Annotated in this window: 16 protein-coding genes; 8 read left to right on the top strand and 8 right to left on the bottom strand. The window is 68.6% G+C overall.

All coding sequences use genetic code 11. The features are described 5' to 3' along the window. Positions 1-42: 42 nt before the first annotated feature. Entirely contained in the window at positions 43-3,849 is a 3,807-nt protein-coding gene (locus AC07SQ_RS01370; protein ID WP_495271272.1) for a pilus assembly protein, read from the top strand. A gap of 27 nt (positions 3,850-3,876) precedes the next feature. On the opposite strand, the gene AC07SQ_RS01375 is transcribed toward AC07SQ_RS01370, so the two are convergent. After that, complete coding sequence (locus AC07SQ_RS01375; protein ID WP_495271271.1) at positions 3,877-6,933, bottom strand: FAD-binding and (Fe-S)-binding domain-containing protein; 3,057 nt, start codon at positions 6,931-6,933, stop codon at positions 3,877-3,879. Between the two features lie 9 nt (positions 6,934-6,942). Beyond that, positions 6,943-7,650: a GntR family transcriptional regulator gene (locus AC07SQ_RS01380; RefSeq protein ID WP_495271270.1), complete on the bottom strand. Its 708-nt coding sequence runs from the start codon at positions 7,648-7,650 to the stop codon at positions 6,943-6,945. Positions 7,651-7,771: 121 nt separating this feature from the next. Between AC07SQ_RS01380 and AC07SQ_RS01385 the strand changes: the two genes are divergently transcribed. The 3 genes from AC07SQ_RS01385 (at position 7,772) to AC07SQ_RS01395 (ending at position 11,195) form a co-directional block, all read left to right on the top strand. After that, positions 7,772-9,016 (top strand): pyridoxal-phosphate-dependent aminotransferase family protein, encoded by a 1,245-nt coding sequence (locus tag AC07SQ_RS01385; RefSeq protein WP_062471396.1) that lies wholly within the window; start codon positions 7,772-7,774, stop codon positions 9,014-9,016. Positions 9,017-9,149: 133 nt separating this feature from the next. Further along, positions 9,150-10,127: a Bug family tripartite tricarboxylate transporter substrate binding protein gene (locus AC07SQ_RS01390; protein ID WP_495271269.1), complete on the top strand. Its 978-nt coding sequence runs from the start codon at positions 9,150-9,152 to the stop codon at positions 10,125-10,127. 303 nt (positions 10,128-10,430) lie between these two features. Continuing rightward, positions 10,431-11,195, top strand: a complete 765-nt coding sequence (locus tag AC07SQ_RS01395) for a fumarylacetoacetate hydrolase family protein (protein WP_495271268.1) — start codon at positions 10,431-10,433, stop codon at positions 11,193-11,195. Here the strand turns inward: AC07SQ_RS01395 and AC07SQ_RS01400 are convergent. Then, positions 11,144-12,106 carry a LysR family transcriptional regulator gene (locus AC07SQ_RS01400; protein ID WP_095948546.1) on the bottom strand — a complete coding sequence of 321 codons (963 nt, stop codon included), beginning with the start codon at positions 12,104-12,106 and terminating at the stop codon, positions 11,144-11,146. The genes AC07SQ_RS01395 and AC07SQ_RS01400 overlap by 52 nt on opposite strands. Positions 12,107-12,196: 90 nt before the next feature. Between AC07SQ_RS01400 and AC07SQ_RS01405 the strand changes: the two genes are divergently transcribed. Next, positions 12,197-13,393, top strand: coding sequence for an MFS transporter (locus tag AC07SQ_RS01405; RefSeq protein ID WP_495271266.1), 1,197 nt, complete (start codon positions 12,197-12,199; stop codon positions 13,391-13,393). On the opposite strand, the gene AC07SQ_RS01410 is transcribed toward AC07SQ_RS01405, so the two are convergent. Next, complete coding sequence (locus tag AC07SQ_RS01410) at positions 13,357-14,196, bottom strand: dienelactone hydrolase family protein (protein WP_495271265.1); 840 nt, start codon at positions 14,194-14,196, stop codon at positions 13,357-13,359. The two genes, AC07SQ_RS01405 and AC07SQ_RS01410, sit on opposite strands and share 37 nt — an antisense overlap. Positions 14,197-14,352: 156 nt before the next feature. On the opposite strand from AC07SQ_RS01410, the gene AC07SQ_RS01415 reads away from it, so the two are divergent. Both AC07SQ_RS01415 and AC07SQ_RS01420 read left to right on the top strand, forming a co-directional pair. Continuing rightward, positions 14,353-15,333 (top strand): GlxA family transcriptional regulator, encoded by a 981-nt coding sequence (locus tag AC07SQ_RS01415; protein ID WP_495271264.1) that lies wholly within the window; start codon positions 14,353-14,355, stop codon positions 15,331-15,333. Between the two features lie 27 nt (positions 15,334-15,360). After that, a complete protein-coding gene (locus AC07SQ_RS01420; RefSeq protein WP_495271263.1) occupies positions 15,361-15,888 on the top strand; it encodes a GNAT family N-acetyltransferase in 528 nt (175 codons plus the stop codon). Here the strand turns inward: AC07SQ_RS01420 and AC07SQ_RS01425 are convergent, their stop codons facing one another. Together AC07SQ_RS01425 and gcvA are read right to left on the bottom strand one after the other, a co-directional pair. Further along, a complete protein-coding gene (locus AC07SQ_RS01425) occupies positions 15,889-16,530 on the bottom strand; it encodes an ABC transporter ATP-binding protein (protein WP_495271262.1) in 642 nt (213 codons plus the stop codon). It abuts the gene before it with no gap. 62 nt (positions 16,531-16,592) lie between these two features. Further along, the gene (gene gcvA / locus AC07SQ_RS01430; RefSeq protein WP_495271261.1) at positions 16,593-17,498 is read right to left on the bottom strand and encodes a transcriptional regulator GcvA; all 906 of its coding nucleotides are present in this window, start codon (positions 17,496-17,498) and stop codon (positions 16,593-16,595) included. Between the two features lie 134 nt (positions 17,499-17,632). Here gcvA and AC07SQ_RS01435 point away from each other — a divergent pair, with 134 nt between their 5' ends. Next, on the top strand, positions 17,633-18,319 hold the full coding sequence (locus AC07SQ_RS01435) for an FMN-dependent NADH-azoreductase (RefSeq protein WP_495271260.1): 687 nt from the start codon (positions 17,633-17,635) through the stop codon (positions 18,317-18,319). 42 nt (positions 18,320-18,361) lie between these two features. On the opposite strand, the gene AC07SQ_RS01440 is transcribed toward AC07SQ_RS01435, so the two are convergent. Together AC07SQ_RS01440 and AC07SQ_RS01445 are read right to left on the bottom strand one after the other, a co-directional pair. After that, complete coding sequence (locus AC07SQ_RS01440) at positions 18,362-19,267, bottom strand: SDR family oxidoreductase (protein WP_062471360.1); 906 nt, start codon at positions 19,265-19,267, stop codon at positions 18,362-18,364. A gap of 107 nt (positions 19,268-19,374) precedes the next feature. After that, positions 19,375-20,313, bottom strand: coding sequence for a glutathione S-transferase family protein (locus AC07SQ_RS01445; protein ID WP_495271259.1), 939 nt, complete (start codon positions 20,311-20,313; stop codon positions 19,375-19,377). Between the last annotated feature and the right edge of the window lie 4 nt (positions 20,314-20,317).

Here is a 20,317-nt window from a genome sequence, read left to right on the forward strand (position 1 = left end):
ACGCCTTATCAGCGCCCCACTTTCAACCGCAGGGAAAACCGCATGACCGCCACGCGCCCGTTTCTTGTTCCGGCACCCGCCAAGGCCGCACGCACGCTGCGAACCTTCGTCAGTCTCGCTGTCGCGTGGAGCGCAGCGCTTCTTCCCGTCGGCGACGCGCTGGCTGCCACGACGCCGAGCCAGACCCCGCTGTACAACGCCGTGCCGGGCGCCAAGCCCAACCTGATGTTCGTGCTGGACAACTCCGGGTCGATGGACGACGAGATGCAGGACGGGTATGCGGTCAACGACCAGTGCAAGGGAGAAGAGAAGGATTGCAGGGGCAAGTACGGGTGGTATTCGATGCGGTCCAGCAACATCAACACCCAGTACTACAACCCGGCGATCACCTATAGCGCCAGAGTCGATGCAACCGGCAAGGAAAAGCCCAACCCGGTTGCTTTCGTGGACAACCAATCGTCCACCGACAGAAGGCCTTTGCACGAAGCAGGGACGACGACAAGCACCAAGAAGTTCACCTACGTTCTGTGCAAGAACAACGACTGTTCCACCGAGGCCAATCGAACAGTTAGCGTCATCGGGGCGCTCGATGTCGGCGATGTCCCCTTGCCACCCGGACACAGGCGGACCGACTGCGGGAGCGCCAACGAATGCCCCGCGGCGCTGGAGCGCAAGAACATCGCGAACTGGTACACGTGGTACCGCAACCGCGCACTCGCTGTCAGCACCGCGCTGGGCCTGGCGATGCAGAGCTACGACAACAAGTTCAGGGTCGGGTACGTTCAATACAACCAAAGCGTGGCGGAAGTAGATCCGAGAAACCCGGCCAAACCCGCCGAGCACATCGTCAGCGGCGTCAACTACTTCAAGGACGAGTCCACCGCTTCGGGGCAGAAATGGAAGTCCAGGTTCTATAGCTGGATCTACGACATCGTCCCCAACGGAGGAACGCCGAGCCACAACGCCCTGAGACTCGCCGCCGACTATTACGCCGGCAAGGAGACCGCGACCTATGCGACCTCCTCGCTGACCAGCCCCTGGAAGAACGATCCCAACGACGCGACAAGTGGCGAATTGAGCTGCAGGCGCGCCTACGCCATCGTGCTGTCCGATGGCGCCTGGAACGCCGGCACCGCGCAAGCCATCGAGACGAGCTCCACGGCCACGACCGCCAGCACCAACTACGACGGCAAGCCGTCCGGCAGTGCCGCGAAGTTCAAATACGACCCCAAGGGCGCTTCCGCCCGCGACAGCCTGGACCTGCCCCAAAGGTTGAGCGCCAGAAACCTCTACATCCCCTACAGCGATGGCGGCACCAGCAGCAACGGTTTCGCCGACCTCACGGCCCGCTACTTCTGGCACACGGATTTCTCCAGCACGCTGTCCAACGATGTGCCACCCGTGGAGGGCCAGCACAACCCCACCTTCTGGCAGAACATGACCACGTACACCATCGGCTGGGGCCTCACGCCCTCGGGCGACTCACCCCTCAAGAAAGGGCTGACGTGGGCGCAGATCGAGAAATACAACAGCGACTGGCTCGCCGGCAATCCGGCCACGCCACCGCAGTGGGCGACCGGAGACCTGAACCGCGACAGTTCGGACGCGGGCGACGCCCGGCGCGTCGACGACTTCATCCGTGCCGGCTTCACCGGCGGCGGCCGTGCCTACAGCGTGTACTCGGGCGAGGACGTGCGCCGCGCGCTCGACAACGCCTTGAGCAGCATGGTCGGCGCCGGCAACGACGCCGGCGTGGCCGTATCGGGCAACAGCAACGAGTTCCAGACACTGCAGGGCCAGTACAAGTACACGACCGAGTACCAGACGGCCGACAACAGCGGCGACATCAAGGCCTTCGCGCTGAATGCCGACGGCGCCAACGCTGTCTTCGACGATGCCGGAAAGCCGAAGCCGGCCTGGTCGGCCAATGCCAGGATGCCGGCCGTGGACAAGCGCACGATCCTGGCCTTGTCGAACTACGACCCCAACGCCCCCGGGAGCGCCCAGCGCACGGCGCTCACCTACGGCACCCGGCTGGGCGACCTGCCGAGCGATCTCCAGGCCCTGCTGAACGCCGACAAGCAGCAGGCCACCGACGAACGCTTTGTCCGCTACCTGCTGGGCGAGGACCCGCAGAAGGATGCCGGCGGCACGGTCTACCGGCTGCGCAGGCAGCCCATCGGCGCCTCGGTCAACTCGCCGCCGGTGTTCGTGGGGGGACGCTTCGACATGGGCTACGGCGCCTTCGGCTCGGTCGACGGCAAGGACACCTACCCCGACTACAAGGCCCTCAAGACCACGCGCCCTCCCACCATCTTCGCGGCCACCAACAACGGCAAGGTCCATGTGCTGAACGCCGGCAGGAACGACGCCGCAGGCAGCGAGCTGGCCGCATTCATGCCCAACGGCGCCATGGCCTCGCAGATCGACCTCGCCGGCGCGAACTTCCGCTTTCGCTACACGCTCGACGGCCCGCTGGTCGAGCAGGACGTGTACGACAGGAACGGCCAGACCCCGGCCGGCGAAAGGAACACCTGGCGCCAGTTGGTGCTGGGCACGGGCGGACGCGCGGGCCCTTTCATGTACGGACTGGAATCGCCGTTGAACAACGCCGACCGGACCCCGGGCAAGGAACACTTCCTCTGGGAAGTGAGCAACAAGCACAAGGACTATCCCCACCTGGGCCATGTGACCAACAACCCCGCCGCGGGCCAGCTGGACGACGGCACCTGGGTCATGCTGACCGGCAACGGCCACTACCCCGAAACGCAGAAGGTCGGGCTGTACGTGGTGGAGGCGCTCACCGGCAAGCTCAAGCAGTTCATTCAACTCCCCACGGGCTATGGCGGCGAGGTCAGCGGCGGCAACCGCGGCCTGGGCGGCGTGGTCGCGGTGCGGGACAGCACCCGCCGCATCGTGGCGGCCTACGCCGGCGACGCCAATGGCAACCTGTGGCGCTTCGACCTGCGAAGCGCGAAGCTCGCGGCCTCCGTTCCCAGGCGGCTGTTCACCACGCCACAGGGCAGAAAGCAGCCCATCTATGCCGCGCCGACCTGGCAGGTCCACCCGGGCGATGGAAGCACGTGCACCTACAGCGCCACCTCGCAGTGCGGCGCCATCGTGGTGATCGGCACGGGCATCCTGCTCGACGAGGACGACCTGGCCATGCCGGCCACGAAGCAGGCCCTCTACGGACTCTGGGACCAGACCCCGATCGGAGGCGACGACAAGGCCGGCGCCGTCGCGCTCAGCACCTCGAACCTCGTGACGCAAACCATCATTCCTGTGGCGAAGACCGGCGCCGGCATCGAGGAGGGAAAGGACTTCTACCAGCTCAGCACGAATGCCGTCGATTGGAAAACCAAGAAGGGATGGCAACTGAACCTCGGCACCATCACCCACCCCGGCGCGATGGCCAACGGCGAGCGCGTGGTCGGCGACCTCGCCAACCTGGGCAGCAGCGTGATCGTCTCGTCCTTCCTGCCGGAGGACAAGAAACAGGGCATCGAATCCTGCACGGCCACGGGCAGCCTGCCCAACATCATCTACGTGCTCGACGCACTCACCGGCAAGAACAAGAACTCCTTCGACGTGGATGGCAACGGCAGCTTCGACGCGTATTCGGTCGTCTCGATTCCCACCGGCGGCTTCACGCGCGGCAACGTGAACTCGCGGAACATGGTCGGCCAGCCCAACGAAGGCCAGCCGGACGGCAAGCCCAGGAGCAGCTGCACCAACGAAACCGGCTTTCTCACCGGCGTGGGCGGCACACAGAAAGCCGGTGACGGCTGTCCGGACTCCCGCACCTGGCGCCGCAGCTGGCGCCAGGTGGTCTCGCCACCCTTCTGAGTGCCGAAAGAGAAAGCCGCAGCCGCCTCAGAGCATCATGTGCCGCGCCAGCAGCACCGCCACATGCACCGCCTCGCGCTGCGCGCCGTCGCCGATCTGGTGCCTGCAGCTCGTGCCGTCCGCCACCACGATCGCATCGGGCTTGGCGCGGATGGCCGGCAGCAGGCTCGCCTCGGCCATCTGCATCGACACCTCGAAGTGGCTGGCCTCGTAGCCGAAGCTGCCGGCCATGCCGCAGCATGAGCTTTCGATGAGCTCAGGCTCAGCGCCCGGAATCAGCTTCAGCACCTCCATGATCGGGCTCACCGCGCCGAAGGCCTTCTGGTGGCAGTGGCCGTGCAGCAGGATCGGCGCGGTGGCCGGCTTCAGTGCGAGTTCGAAGCGGCCGGCCTTGCGTTCGCGGGCGATGAACTCCTCGAACAGCAGCGCCTGCTTCGCAACGGCCTGCGCCTTGTCGCCGAAGCCCATCACCAGTGTTTCGTCGCGCAGCGTGAGCAGGCACGAGGGCTCGAGCCCGACGATGGGAACACCCGCCTGCGCCAGCGGCAGCAGCGCGTCGATCAGCGCTCCGGCGCGCACCTTGGCCTCGTCGACCATGCCGCTGGCCAGGAAGGTCCGGCCGCAGCAGTGGTGCCCGCCGCCCTTCTCCACCGTGTGCAGCGCATAGCCCGCGGCGTGCAGCACGCGCGCCGCCGCGAAGACGTTCTCGCTTTCGAAGGTGCCGTTGAAGGTGTCGACGAACAGCACGGCGACCTTCTCGCCGCGCGCTGCCGCAGCCAGCACCGAGGCCCGATCGGAAAACAGGCCGGCCGCCACCGCGTCCTTCGCACGCCAGAAGGTGTCGGTGCGCCATTCGGGCAGTGAGCGCTTCGCCGAAAAGCCCAGCATCTTCTCGCCCAGCCATGCCGCGCCCGGCACGCGGTTGCGCAGGTTCAGCAGCCAGGGCATGCGGCTGGCGCGGTGTGCGTAGTCGGGCATGTAGGCGACCAGCTTGTCTTTCAGCGTGTGGCCGTGGCGCTTCTTGTAGTGGTCGAGAAACTCGACCTTCATCTTCGCCATGTCCACGCCGGTCGGGCAGTCGCGCTTGCAGCCCTTGCAGCCGACGCACAGGTCCATGGTCTCGTGCATGGCCTCGCTGGTGAAGGCGTCGGCGCCGAGCTGGCCCGACAGCGCCAGGCGCAGCGTGTTGGCGCGGCCGCGCGTCAGGTGCTGCTCGTCGCGCGTCACGCGGTAGCTGGGGCACATGGTGCCGGCGTCGAACTTGCGGCAGTGGCCGTTGTTGTTGCACATCTCCACGGCCTTGGCGAGGCCGCCGGTGCTGTCGCCGCCGGTGCCGGGCGCGGTGGTCACCTCGGTCACGGGGTCGGCGTTGACGTTCCAGCCCGACCAGTCGAGCACGGGCTTCAGTTCGATGCGACGGTACGGCTTGGGCGCCGTCGGCGGCGCGAAGCGGAACAGCGCGCCGTCGTCCATGCGCGGCGGGTCGATGATCTTGCCGGGGTTGAACAGACCGATCGGGTCGAGCTGCTGCTTGATCGCGCGAAAGGCCTCGTTGATCGCCGGCCCGAACTGCCATTCGATCCATTCGCCGCGGCACAGGCCGTCGCCGTGCTCGCCGCTGAACGCGCCCTTGTACTTGCGCACCAGCGCGCTGGCCTCTTCAGCGATGGCGCGCATCTTGGCGGCGCCGTCAGCCCGCATGTCGAGAATGGGCCGCACATGCAGCGTGCCGACCGAGGCATGCGCGTACCAGGTGCCGCGGCTGCCGTACTTCGCGAACACCTCGGTCAGCGCGTCGGTGTATTCGGCCAGGTGCTCGAGCGGCACGGCGCAGTCCTCGATGAAGCTCACGGGTTTGCCGTCGCCCTTGAGGCTCATCATGATGTTGAGGCCGGCCTTGCGCACTTCCCACAGGCTCTTCTGCCGACCGTCGTCGGGCATCTCGACCACGCTGCCGGGCAGGCCGAGGTCGCCCATCAGCTCGACCAGCTGCTTCAGCTGCGGCAGCAGCGCGGCCCTGTCGGCGCCCGAGAACTCGACCAGCAGGATGGCGGCGGGCTTGCCGATCAGCGCCGTTTCCACGGTCGGCTTGAACGCAGGGTTGGCCAGGCTCAGTTCGATCATCGTGCGATCGACCAGCTCCACCGCCGTCGGCCCGAGCTTCACGATGTGCTGCGCTGCGTCCATGGCCGCATGGAAGGTCGGGAAGTTCACGATGCCCAGCACCTTGGCGCGCGGCAACGGCGCCAGCTTGAGCTTCAGGCTGCGCGTGTAGGCCAGCGTGCCTTCGGCGCCGATCAGCAGGTGCGCCAGGTTCACGCTGCCGTCGGCCGTGTACGGCTTCTCGCTCTGGTTGTCGAAGATGTCGAGGTTGTAGCCCGCCACGCGGCGCATCACCTTGGGCCAGTGCTGGGCCATGGCCTCGCCATGCTGGCGCGCCAGCCCGTGCACGAACTGCGCAATGCCCGCCGCGCGCGCGCCCAGTTGGCCCAGCGGACCGAACTCGACCAGCTCGCCACTCGACAGCCACGCGCTCGCACCGAGCACGTTGTGCACCATGTTCCCGTAGGCGATGGAGCGCGAGCCGCAGGAGTTGTTGCCCGCCATGCCGCCCAGCGTGGCCTGCGCGCTGGTCGACACATCGACCGGGTACCACAGCCCATGCGGCTTGAGCTGTGCGTTCAGGTGGTCGAGCACCAGGCCCGGCTCGACCGTGGCGGTGCCCTCTTCCACGTTCACCTCGAGCACCTTGCGAAAGTGCTTGCTGTTGTCGATCACCAGCGCCGCGCCCGTGGTCTGCCCACACTGGCTGGTGCCGCCGCCGCGCGCCAGCACCGGCACCTTCAGGTCGCGGGCGATGTCGATGGCGGTGGCGATGTCGCGCTCGTTCGTGGGAACGAAGGCGCCGACCGGCGTGATCTGGTAGATCGACGCGTCGGTGGCGTAGCGCCCGCGCGAACCGTCGTCGAACAGCACCTCGCCCTGCGTGTCGGTGCGCAGCCGGCGCGCCAGCAGTTCGCAGGTGTCGTTGGGCGGAAGGACGGTTCCGGCTGGCTGCATGTGGCTGGCGGGGTCGATGCGCATGGTGGGATGTCAGCTCGCTTTGTTGGTTGTGCTCTTGGCTTGCGGGTAGATCTGCCCGGCGCGCAGCAGCTCCAGCACGGTGTCGCGCTTGCGCAGCACGTGCGCCGTGAGCACCTTGCGCATGGCCTGCGCGTCGCGCGCGGCCAGCGCCTGCACCATCTGCTCGTGCTCCTCGACCGCGTGCTTCCACTTGGTCTCGTCCTGGTTGGTGCGAAAGCGCAGCGACTGCACGCGGGCGTTGATCGAGCGGTAGGTGTTCGACAGCACCGGGTTCGCCGCCGCGTCATTGATGGCGGTGTGGATGCGCGCGTTCAGGCGGTAGTAGCCCGACAGGTCGCGCCGCGCGAAGCAGGCCATCATTTCGTAGTGCAGCGCGCGCACCTCGGCCAGCTCCTCGTCGGTGATGCGCTTGGCCGCCAGCTCGCCCGACATGCCCTCGAGCATCGCCAGCACCTCGAAGGTGTTGAGCACGTCGGCCTCGGTGAGCTTCACCGCCACCGCGCCGCGGTTGGGCAGCAGGTCGACCAGCCCCTCGGCCGCCAGCAACTTGATGGCCTCGCGCAGCGGCGTGCGCGACACGTTCAGCTGCAGGCACAGCTCGCGTTCATTGAGCTTGGCGCCGGGCGAGATGCGCCCCTCCACCAGCATGGTGCGCAGGCGCGCCACCACCTGGTCATGCAAGGCCAGCCTGGAGATTTCGATGATTTCAGCGGTCATGTGGGGTTCCCTTGTCTGCATTTTGAATGCAAAAAATAGCCGATACAACCTAGGTTGATAGGTATAAACCAGCATACATAAATGCATTTTGAATGCAAAACTGAGCGCACAAGGAGAGCCCATGCTGCAACTCGACATCCACCCCACCGGCCGTCACTTCCTCCAGATTCCCGGCCCCAGCCCGGTGCCCGACCGCATCCTGCGGGCCATGAGCCTGCCCACCATCGACCACCGCGGGCCTGAGTTCGGCACGCTGGGACTGAAGGTGCTCGGCGGCATCAAGGAGATCTTCAAGACGAAGCACCCGGTCGCCATCTATCCCGCGTCGGGCACCGGTGCATGGGAAGCCGCACTCGCCAACACGCTCAGCCCCGGCGACCACGTGCTCATGTACGAGACCGGTCACTTCGCGTCGCTGTGGCAGAAGATGGCCACGCGCCTGGGCCTGTCGACCGAGTTCCTGGCCTACACCGGCACCGACGCCCACCTGCCGAATGCGCCCAGCTGGCGCCGCGGCGTGCAGGCCGAGCTCATCGAGGCGCGCCTGCGCAAGGACACCGAAAAGAAGATCAAGGCCGTGTGCGTGGTGCACAACGAAACCTCCACCGGCGTCACCTCCGACATCGCCTCGGTGCGCAAGGCCATCGACGCGGCGGGCCACCCTGCGCTGCTCATGGTCGACAGCATCTCGGGCCTGGCCAGCGCCGACTACCGCCATGACGAATGGGGTGTCGACGTCTGCGTGAGCGGCTCGCAGAAGGGCCTGATGCTGCCGCCCGGCATCAGCTTCAACGCGCTCTCGCCCCGTGCACTCGAAGTCTCGAAGCACGCCAAGCTGCCCAAGGCCTTCTGGGCCTGGGACGAGATCGTCGAGATGAACAAGGACGGCTACTGGCCCTACACGCCGAACACCAACCTGCTGTATGGCCTGTCGGAATCGCTGGACATGATCCTGGGCGAAGGCCTGGACAACGTGTTCGCGCGCCACCAGCGCTGGGCCGCCGGCGTGCGCGCGGCGGTCAACACCTGGGGCCTGCCGATCCAGTGCGCCGACCCCTCCGTGTACTCGCCCGTGCTCACCGGTGTGATCACGCCCGAGGGCGTCGACGCCGACGCCGTGCGCCGCCTCATCCACCAGCGCTTCGACCTCTCGCTGGGCACCGGCCTGGGCAAGCTCAAGGGCCGCATGTTCCGCATGGGCCACCTGGGCGACAGCAACGACCTCACGCTCGTGGCCATGGTCGCGGGTGTCGAGATGGGCATGAAGCTCAGCGGCATCAAGCTGGCGGGCAGCGGCGTGCAGGCGGCGATGGACTACTTCGCGAGCCACCAGGCTGCACCGGTCGGCCTGCAAAAAGCAGCCTGAACCCGGCGCACGCCAACCCACACGGGCCGCAGCGCATCGCTCGAACGATGCGGCGGCCCACCACCACCCTGCCGGGCCCGCGCAAGCGGCTCCCGGCACGCATCGGATTCCCCAACCGACGGAGACAAAGAAGATGCAAAGACGTTCCCTGATCCAGGCCGCCGCCGGCGCGGCCGCCACGCTGGGCGTGCCCCGGCTGTTCGCACAGGAGTGGCCCACGGGCCCCGTGCGCATCGTGGTGGGCTTTCCACCCGGCGGCGGCACCGACGCGCTGGCACGCGTGGTCGCGCAGAAGCTCACCATCATGTGGGGCCAGCAAGTCATCGTCGAGAACAAGGGCGGCGTCGCCGGCGTGCTCGCGGCCGACTACGTGGCGCAGCAGCCCAGCGACGGCAGCACCCTGCTCATGGCCCACATCAACAGCCACGCGCTCGCGCCCAGCCTGCAGCCCAAGCTGCGCTACAACGTGGAGCGCGACTTCGTGCCGATCGTGCTCGTGGGCGTCACGCCCAACCTGCTCATCGCCAACCCGGGCCAGAAGGCCCTCAGCGTGAAAGACATCGTCGCCGCCTGCAAGGCCGCGCCCGGCACCGTGAGCTTCGGCTCCGCCGGCGCGGGCTCGGCCCAGCACCTGGCGCTGGAGATGTTCAAGCTGCAGGGCGGCGTCGATGCGCTGCACGTGCCGTACAAGGGCAGCGGCCCGCTGCTGGCCGACCTGATGGGCGGGCAGATCCAGTACAGCTTCGAGACCATGACCGCCGCCACCCCGCACGTGAAGAACGGCCGCGTGCTCGCCGTGGCGCAGACGCGCACCAAGCGCGCCAAGGGCCACCCGAACGTGCCGACGATGCAGGAGCAAGGCTTTGCGGGCTTCGAGGCCACCACCTGGTACGGCCTGGCCGGCCCCGGCAAGCTGCCCCCGGCCATCGCGCAGAAAGTGAACCGCGACGTCAACACCGTGCTCGCGATGCCCGATGTGCAGGAACGGCTCGACACCTACGGCGCGGAAGACGGCGGCGGTTCGCAGGACAAGTTCAAGCAGTTCATCAGCACGGAGATCGCCAAGTGGGCGAAGGTGGTGAAGGACGGCAAGGTGCAGGTCGAGACTTGACGGCCGTTGTTCAGGGCGACGCTCACGCCGACGGGGCACCTTGCTCCGCGAATGTCCCCCGGGCTTCGCCCTCCTCCTTGATTTCGCTGCGCAAGGCGCCCCATCGGCGTGAGCGAGTTCAGAGCGGTTGTTGATCGGCCGCACACCAACAGCGCGTCCATGTGCCCAGGACACTGGGTGCTTCCCGCAGCGAAATCAAGGAGGAGGCCGCAGGCCGGGGGACATTCGCGGAGGGAAGTACCCGGTGGCCTGGGCACGCGCCCTGAACAAACGAACCCAAGAGAAACTGAGAAGATCCCCAAAATGACGCCCGACCAAAAAGCCCTCACCGAAGCCCTCATCGCCGCACGCCAGGCCAACCGCACGCTCGACGCCACCCCGTGGACCGACGCCCTGCAAGACGCAACGCAAGCCTATGAAGTGCAAGACGCGGTAGCCGCAGCCCTCGGCTGGTTCGACGGCGTTCCGAAGACATGGAAGTCCGGCGGCGGCTCCCGCAGCGCCACGCTCACCCACGCCCCGCTGCCTCCGTCCGGCGTGCGGCAAAGCCCGGCCAACTTCAGCGACCTCACATTCCACACCCCCGGCATCGAGGCAGAGATTGCATTGAGACTCGGCCAGGACGTCACACCCGCCCAAGCCGCCGCACTCGACCACGACAACTCGGCAGCCCTCATCGACGCCATGGCCGTCTCCGTCGAAATCGTCGACGCCCGCTGGCAAGACCTGGCCGCCACACCCGCCCTGTTGCGCCTGGCCGATTCGCAGGTGCACGGCGCACTCGTGCTCGGCGAGTGGCAACCGTACGCCGCCGTCGACTGGGCCTCGCAGCGCTGCGAAACGAAGATCGGCGATGCAGAAACGGTCGTGCGCGAAGGCACGCATCCGCTGGCCGACCCGGCCTGGCTGCTGCCGATCTGGCTGCGCCACCTCACGCGCCACGGCCAGACCGTGCCCGCCGGCACCGTCGTCACCACCGGCTCGTGGGTCGGCGTGCTGCCCTGCCGCCGCGGCGATCAGGTGACGGCCGAATTCCCCGGCATCGGCGCCGTGCGCTTGAGCGTGTAACGCCCACCGCCCACGCCCGAGCACGCCACCAGGAAGTCGAGCACCGCCCGCACCCGCGCGGGCAGCGTGCCGGCCTTGCCGATGTACACCGCGTGGATCGGCTCGATCTCGCCCGGGTTGAACTCTTCGAGGAGCGGCACCAGCCGGCCGGCATCGATGTCGTGCTGGATGTGATACAGCGACAAGCGCGCCACGCCCGCCCCCGCGATCGCCAGCTGCCGCAACGTTTCGCCGTCGCCCGCGCGCACCGGCCCCGCCACCGGCAACATCACCATGCGGCCATCGACACGCAACGGCCAGTCCGGCGTGTTGCGCCGGTAGCTCCAGCCCAGCCGGTTGTGCGCCTCCAGCTCCTGCGGCGTGCGCGGCGTGCCGTATTTCGCCAGGTAGTCCGGCGCGGCCACGATGGCCTGGCTGGTTTCGCCCAGGCGCCGCGCCACCAGGTCGGACGACGGCAACTGACCCCAGCGGATCGCAATGTCGGCACGCTCGTCCATCAGGTCGACGATGCGGTCGGTCAGCGCAATGTCGAGCGTGATCTGCGGATGCATCTCGAGCAGGCGCGGCACCAGCGGCACCAGCTTGTGGTGCCCGAAAGACACGCTGGCGTTGATGCTCACGCGCCCGCGCGGCGCCGCGCCGGCCGCGGCACAACGCTCGGCCTCGTCCATGTCGGCGAGCACGCGCGTGCTGCGCTCGTAAAAATGCAGACCCTCGGGCGTGAGCTGCAGCTTGCGCGTGGAGCGGTGCACCAGCTGGATGCCCAGGCGCAACTCGAGCCGCGCCACCAGCTTGCTGACGGCCGAGGGCGTCATGTCCAGCAGCCGCGCCGCCGCCGAGAAACCGCCCGCCTCCACCACCTGCACGAAGGCCTCCATCTCGCCGGAGCGGTTGACGTCGATGCGCGGCATGGGCTTCCTTTAATGTGATTTGAATTCACAAGTGCATGTACTGGCGGCATTCTAGTCATCGAGGCCGATCGTCCGCACAGTACAGGCATCATGCCCATCGCTCTTCTTGCCCTCACCGCCGGTGCCTTCGGAATAGGCACCACCGAATTCGTCATCATGGGCCTGCTCCTGCAGGTGTCGACGGATCTGCACGTCTCCATCACGGCCGCCGGCCTGCTGATCTCGGGCTACGCGCTCGGGGTCGCGGTCGGCGCGCCCGTGCTCACCATCGCCACCCGCAAGCTGCCGCGCAAGACCGTGCTGCTCGCGCTGATGGCGATCTTCACGCTCGGCAACCTCGCCTGTGCGCTGGCGCCCAACTACGAAATGCTGATGGCCGCGCGCGTCATCACCTCGCTGGCGCACGGCACCTTCTTCGGCGTCGGCTCGGTGGTCGCCACCGGCCTCGTGGCGCCCGAGCGCCGCGCCTCGGCCATCGCGATCATGTTCACCGGCCTCACCGCCGCCACGCTGCTGGGCGTGCCGGCCGGCGCCTGGCTGGGCCTGCAGCTGGGCTGGCGCTCGACCTTCTGGGCGGTGACGCTGATCGGCGTGCTGGCCTTCGTGGTGCTCGCGGCCTTCGTGCCCCGCATGAAGGGCGAGGCCAAGCCCGCACCGCTGCGCGAAGAGCTGGCCGTGCTCGCCCGCCCGCAGGTGCTGCTGGGCCTGGCGATGACGGTGCTCGGCTTTGCCGGCGTGTTCGTGGTCTACACCTACATCCAGCCGCTGCTGACGCAGGTCACCGGCCTGTCGGAATCGGCCGTGTCGCCGATCCTGCTGGTGTTCGGCGGCGGCCTGGCCGTCGGCAACATCCTGGGCGGCAAGCTGGCCGACCGCGCACCGATGGCTGCCGTGCTCGGCACGCTGGTGGCGCTGGCCGTGGTGCTCGGCGCGATGCAGTTCACCATCGGAACGCCGTTCACCGCCGTGGTCTTCGTCGGCCTGCTCGGCGTGGCCTCGTTCGCCACCGTGGCGCCGATGCAGCTGCGCGTGCTCGAGAAGGCTTCGGGCGCGGGCCAGAACCTCGCCTCGAGCCTGAACATCGCGGCCTTCAACCTCGGCAACGCGCTCGGCGCCTGGGTCGGCGGCGTGACCATCGACCATGGCCCGGGGCTGCGTGCGCTGGGCTGGGTGGCCGCGCTGCTCACGCTCGTGGGCCTGGCGATCGCGGTGTGGAGCCGCGCGCTCGACCGCCGGGCACAGAAGACCGGTCAGTTGCCGGCCGACGGCGCCTCGGCACGGGCCTGATCCTGCACCCCCAGGCGGCGCGCGAAGAACGAAAGGATCTCGTCGCGCGCCGCAATCGTCGGCTGGCCGGCCTCGTCGATCAGGTGCGCCGTCACCACGCTGTGCGGGCTGGCCACCACCTGCGAGAAAAACGACGGCAGGTCGCGCGTGTTGGCCGCGCTGTCGGGCAGCACGCGGGCCACGAAGCGGTCGCCCAGTGCGTCTGCGTAGGCCGCGAAACGCTGGGCCCGGCAGAAGCGATCGCCCTCGAAGCGGTAGGCCATCACGGTCAGGTCCTCGCGCTCCAGGCGCTGGCGCACCTGGGCGATCTCTTCCGGCGAGATCTCGATGCCGCCGGGGTTGTCCAGCGGCAGCGACGGCTGCGACAGCACGGGCGCGAGCACCGCCGGCTCCAGCATCATGGTGAGCGCGAAGTTGCCGGTGAAGCACATGCCGATCGCGCCCACGCCCGGCCCGCCGCACTCCGCATGCGCCAGCCGCGCCAGCGCGCGCAGCCACTGCGTCACCGGGCTCGAGGCGTTGCCCGCGAAGGCGCGGAACTCGGCGCTCACGCAGGCGCGCTGGAACACGGCCTTGCCCTCTTCCGCATCCGGCACCGCACCGTCGCGGCCGAACATCGACGGCATGTAGACCGTGAAGCCGGCGTCGCGCACCCAGCGGGCGAAACGCGCCACGTGCGGGCTGATGCCGGGCATCTCGGTCATCACGATCACGGCCGGGCCGGTGCCGGCCACGTAGACCGCCTTGGTGGCGCCGTCGAGCGTGATCTCGCGGCGGGTGAAGTCGTCGAGCGGGTCGGTCATGGCAAGGCCTCCCGGGCGTGCGGGGGGGCGCCGTGAGGAGCAAGGGCAAGGATGTGGGACACGAAAGCACCTTCGGTGTTGCGACGATGCCCATTGCACCCGAGCACGCACTAGACTGCCAGTGTCCATTCAGACGCCTATCGGGCGTTTTCTGCCATGCACGATTTCACCGTCCTCGTCCTTCCGGGCAGCTTCGCCACCAGCACCGCCGTCACGCTCGACGTGCTGGCGGCCGCCGCCACGCTCGCGCCGCGCCACCGGATGCCCCGCCCCACCTGGCGCGTGGTGTCGCCCGATGGTGGCAGCGTGCCGCTGAGCAACGGCCTGCGGATCGACACCCTCGCCATGCCCCGCCGCGCGCGCGCCGACGGCTCGACATGGATCGTGCCCGGCCTCGGCGTCGACAAGCCGGCCGACCTCGCACTGCGCCTGACCGACGACCACGCCCGCGCCGCCATCGATGCGGTGCGGCGCCATGCCGCACGCGGCGGCGCGGTCGCGGCCTCGTGCTCGGCCGTGTTCCTGCTGCAGGCGGCCGGCCTGCTGGCGCAGCGCCGCGTCACCACCTCGTGGTGGCTGGCGCCCGAGCTGCGCCGGCTCGAACCGGCCTGCCATGTCGATGCCGACCGCATGGTCTGCGCCGACGGGCCGGTGAGCACCGCGGGCGCGGCCTTTGCGCAGTCGGACCTCATGCTGCACCTGCTGCGCACGCGCTTCGGCCCCGCGCTGGCCGAGGCCGTGAGCAAGGTGCTGCTGATCGACGGCCGCCAGGCGCAGGCCCCGTTCGTTGTGCCGTCGATGCTGTCCAACGGCAACGAGCTGGTCGCGCGGCTCACGCGGCGCATCGAGGCCGCGCTGCCCACGCCGCCCAGCGTGGTCGCGCTGGCCGAAGAGTTCGCGATGTCGCAGCGCACGCTGGCCCGGCGCGTGCGTGCCGCCACCGGCCTGGGGGCGCTCGCATTGGTACAGAGCGTGCGGCTGAACCGTGCGCGCCTGCTCATCGAAAGCAGCCGCATGACCATCGAGCAGGTCGCGGCGCAGGTCGGCTACGAGGACGCCACGGCGCTGCGGCGGCTGATGCGCAAGTCGGCCGGCGCGCCGCCGAGCCGGTTCCGCTCGGCGCTGCAGGCGGCGTGACGCGCTTGCCGCAGAATGCGCCGCACCATGAACCGTCCACCTGTCACCCTTCGCCCCGCCACCGCAGCCGACGCGCACACCCTTGCCGCGCTCGCGATCCAGGTCTGGCTCGACACCTACGCCACCGACGGCGTGAACGACGTGCTCGGGCGCTACGTGCTCTCGACCTTCACGCCGGCAGCGTTCGCCGCGTGGTCGGAATCGCCCCATGTCGCGCTGCGCGTGGCGCAGGTCGGCGACCAGCTCGTGGGCTATGCGCTGCTGCAGTTCGGCGCCGCGCAGCCGCTGGTGCCGGGCTGCGACACCGAGCTGCGCACGCTCTACGTGCAGTCACCGTTCCAGCGCAGCGGTGTCGGGTCGATGCTGCTGCGCGAAGCCCGCGACGCCGCTCACGCACGCACGGGCAGCGACGGCCTGTGGCTCGCGGTGTACGCGAAGAACCCGCGCGCCGTCGCGTTCTACGAAAAGCAAGGCTTGGTCGCGATGGGGCTCACGCAGTTCATGCTCGGCGGGAAGCCGCACGACAACCACGTGATGGCGACACCGCGCCGCTGATCAACCCAGCGGCAGCTCGATGCAGGCGGCCAGCGGCACCTCCGTGACGCGCTCGCTGCTCGCCACGACCACCGCCCGCCCCGGCTGCGCAACGCGCCGTTCGATCGCCTGCCACAGGCCGTGGATCGAACGCGCGTCGAGCGCACCCACCGGGTCGTCCAGCAGCACCACGGGCCGCCCCGACGCGAGCGCGGCGGCCAGCCCGACCTTGCGGCGCGAACCGGTCGACAGCATGAACATCTGCTTTTCCAGGTGCGGCACGAGAGAGAAGGCCTCGACGAGCCGTTGCCACTCGGCCGCATCGAACCCCTCATCGCCCTCGCCCAGCAAGGCCGTGCAGGCCTGCACGCTGAGCGGATCGAAGGCTTCAGCCGCCGGCTCGCAGAAGAAGACCTGGCGTCGGTAGGCCTCGGGTTCGGCGTCGAGCGCCACGCCGGCCACGCGCAGCTGCCCGGCCGACGCAGGCTGCTGGCCCGCCAGCACGCGCAGCAAGGTCGACTTGCCGCTGCCGGTGTCGCCGTACAGCAGCGTGACACCTTCGCCGACGGTGGCGGACCAGCCGTTCGCCAGCGCGGGCTGGTCGGGGTAGGCAAAGTGCAGGTTCTGTACCTGGAGGATGGGAGAAGTCGGGGAAGGTTTCATGCGAAAGGGATCGTCGAAAAGTCGCCAGACGCCATTGTGTCGCCGCCCTGTCGTGCGTTGCGTCAACGCGCGGCGGCGTCCAGCGGCGACAGCCCTTTCACCCACTCGAACACCGCCGCCACGTTCGGATCGTCACGCCGCGCCTGCGGGCACACCAGGTAGAACGGCGAGCCCTGCAGCACCGGCCCGAAGGGCTGCACGAGGTTGCCCGCGCGCAGTTCGTCGGCGATGAGCGCCAGGCCCATCAGCGCCACGCCCTGCCCCTGCAGCGCGGCCGAGACGGTGTGGGTCTCGTCGGAGAACACGGGGCCGGCCGACACGTCCAGGCCGGGCACCTGGGCCACCTGCTGCCATGCGGCCCAGGTGCCCGGCTGGGTCTTGCTGTTCGGCACGGCGAAATGCAGCAGCGTGTGCTTCACGAGGTCGGCCGGGCGGCGCAGCTTGAGCGCGGGGCTGCAGGCCGGCGCGAAGACGGTGTCGAACAACTTCTCGGCCACGAGGCCCGGCCACTGGCCCTTGCCGTAGCGGATGGCGACATCGGCGGTGAGGCCATCGAGCGGCACCGCGTCGTGCGAGGCGTGGATGCGCAGGTCGAGCCGGGGGTGTGCCGCGCGCAGCGCTCCCACGCGCGGCAACAGCCAGCGCGCGGCCACGGCGGGCGTGGTCGACAGCGTGATGGCGCTGCGCTCGGGCGGCGCACGCAGGCGCGCCACGGCCTGGGCCATGGCAGCGAACGAATCGCTCAGCACCGCCTGCAGCTCGCGGCCCTGCGGCGTCAGCACGAGCTGGCGCGGCTGGCGCACGAACAGCGCCACGCCCAGCGACTCCTCGAGCTGGCGCACCTGGTGGCTGATGGCCGTGGGCGTGACCGACAGCTCGTTCGCCGCGAGCTTGGCGCTGCAATGGCGCGCGGCGGCCTCGAAGGCGCGCAGCGAGGCCAGCGGAGGCAGGGAATGCAGGAGGGCCATGGCGTGCTGATAGATGAATTGAATTTTCTGCAGCGAGAAAAATTCGTCGTTTGTCCGTGGATGGATGCTTCGATAAATTGGGAACCATGTCAAGCAGACAGCTGAATTCCCTTCATCCAACCGAGGACCACGCCATGACCACCACCACCCTGCTCCACATCGATGCCAGCCCCCGTTCCGGCCGTTCGGGCTCGGTCGTCCACGGCTCGCATTCGCGTCGCCTGAGCCACCACTTCGTCAGCACCTGGCAGGCCGCCCGCCCGCAGGACGAGGTGATCTACCGCGACTTCGGCATCGCGCCGCCGCAGGCGGTCACCGGTGACTGGATCCACAGCGCCTACACGCCCGCCGAAGCGCGCGAGCCCTGGATGCACGAGGTGCTGGCCGAGAGCGACACCTTCATTGCCGAACTGCGCCGCGCCGACGTGATCGTGATGGGCACGCCCATGTACAACTACAGCGCCCCGGCCACCGTGAAGGCGTGGATCGACAACATCGTGCGCGTCGGCGAGACCTTCGACATGGACCCGAGCCTGGACGACCCCTATGTGCCGCTGCTGGCCGAGCGCCCGCGCCGCACGGTGCTGCTCACCGCGCACGGCAGCAGCGGCTTCGGGCCCGGCGGCATGCAGGCGCATCTGAATTTCCTGGTGCCGGGCGTGAAGGCTGCGCTGGGCCTGGTCGGGCTGCGCGAGGTGCACGACATCGCGGTCGAGCACGCGGAAGACCGGGGCGACCTGCTGGAGCGGTCGATGGCCGAGGCGCTGTCGGGCATCGAGCAGTTGGTGCGCGACCTGCAGGCGAAGGTGCAGGCCGGCTGAGCGCGGCCCCTCGCGAAGACGGGCCGCCTCTTCAGGAAAGGATCAAGCCGAGCGCAGCTGCTCGCGCAGCTTCTGCCCGATCTCGGGCCGCTCCAGGAACGGGTCGGCCGGGTTGGTGATCGACACGATGTTCTCCATGCGGCTCTTCACGTTGCCCAGCGCCTTGGGGTGGCTGAACACGTAGAACTGGTTGTCGCTGATGGCCTCGAACACCTTGTGCGCGACCTCGGCAGCGGTGATCTTGCCGCTGCTCACCGCCTTGTTGCTCATCGCCTGGCCGATGAGCTGGCTCTTGGTGAGCTCGGTGTCCTTCGGTGCGTTCGGGCGGTTGCGCTCGCTGCTCGTGATGCCGGTGGGCACGAAGTACGGGCACAGCAGGCTCGCGCCGATCTGGTCGGTGACCAGGTTCAGGTCCTGGTACATGGTTTCGGTCAGGCTCACGACGGCGGCCTTGGCCGCGTTGTAGATGCCCATGTTGGGCGGCGTGAGCAGGCCGGCCATGCTGGCGGTGTTGGTGATGTGGCCGCGGTAGCTCGGGTCCTTGGCGGCGGCCTCGAGCATCATCGGCGTGAACAGGCGCACGCCGTGGATCACGCCCCACAGGTCGACGCCCAGCACCCATTCCCAGTCGGCCACGGTGTTTTCCCACACCAGGCCGCCCGCGCCCACGCCGGCGTTGTTGAACACGAAGTGCGGCGCGCCGAAGCGCTCCTTGACGGCAGCGGCCAGCGCTTCCATCTGGGCCGCGTCGGACACGTCGACCTTGCGCGCCAGCACCTGGACGCCCAGGGCTTCCATTTCTGCCTTGGCCTTGTCGAGTGCGTCCTGCTGCACGTCGACGAGCACGAGGTTCATGCCGCGGGCGGCGCCGATGCGCGCGCATTCGAGGCCGAAGCCCGAGCCTGCGCCGGTGAGTACGGCGGTCTTGCCCTTGAAGTCCTGGATCATTTGCCGGTGTCCTTGTCTCTGACGTTGAAGCGGAAGCCCCTATTGAAATACGGAACGCGCGCCGGCGCAGTCACGAAGGTGCCCGTCGCACGCGGATCTTTCGCTCATCAGGCCTCTGCTTTCTTCAACACATACCCGATGCGCGGAAAGTGCACATGCACCGTGCCCGTGCGATCGCTGCTGCGCTCCAGCGTGTAGTGGGTGCGCGTGGCGGCCACCAGCGTGCCCGCCGTCTCTTCGAGGCCGAAGCTCTCGGCGCGGATGGTGACGGCGCTGCCCAGCGCAATGCCGTGGTCGTCCTGGAAGGTGCTGTCGGTCAGCAGCGTGTGCGGCGTGGCGGCCTTGGCGACGGCGATGGCCTCGTCGCTGGAGAACTTCGACGAGGTGCCGTGGCCGATGGCCGCCATGCGGTCCATCCAGTCGAGCACCGCGGGCGTCAGATCGAGGATGCCCTTCACCGCCTCGATGCGGCGTGTGTACCAGAGCGGGTGGTAGGCCGAGAAGTCGGCGATGCACGGCACTTCGCCCAGCAGGAAGGGCTTGTCGTCGAGCATGTCCGACAGGCGGCGCAGGTACGACTTGTAGGCGCCGGTGGCGTCGGCCGGGCGCAGGCGCGTCATGTTGCCGGCGCTCATCTTGCCGCGGTCTTCGCCGAAGGCCTTGATGGCTTCGGGCGGCGCCTTGGCGAACACCTCGGCAGCGCCTTTGGGCTGCAGGCTCCAGGCCATCGCGGCCCAGAACAGCGAGGTGTCGGCCCACTGCGCGAGGATGCGCGACATGCCCTTCTCGGGCTGCGGGTAGAGCGTGGGCTCGGGCTGCAGGTGCTCCAGCACGTCGGCGATGAGCGCGCTGTCGCAGTACATGTCGGCGCCGATCTGCAGGAACGGCGTCTTACGGTAGCCGCCGGTGAGCACTTCCACGTCGGGCTTGGGCATGATCGGCGGAATGAAGACCGACTTCCACGGCAGCTGCTTGGCGCCGAGGATCGTGCGCACCTTTTCCGAGAACGGCGAGGTGGTGTAGTGGTGAAGGATGAGGTCGGCCATGGCG

It is taken from the genome of Variovorax sp. GW821-FHT06D12, from assembly GCF_059419205.1.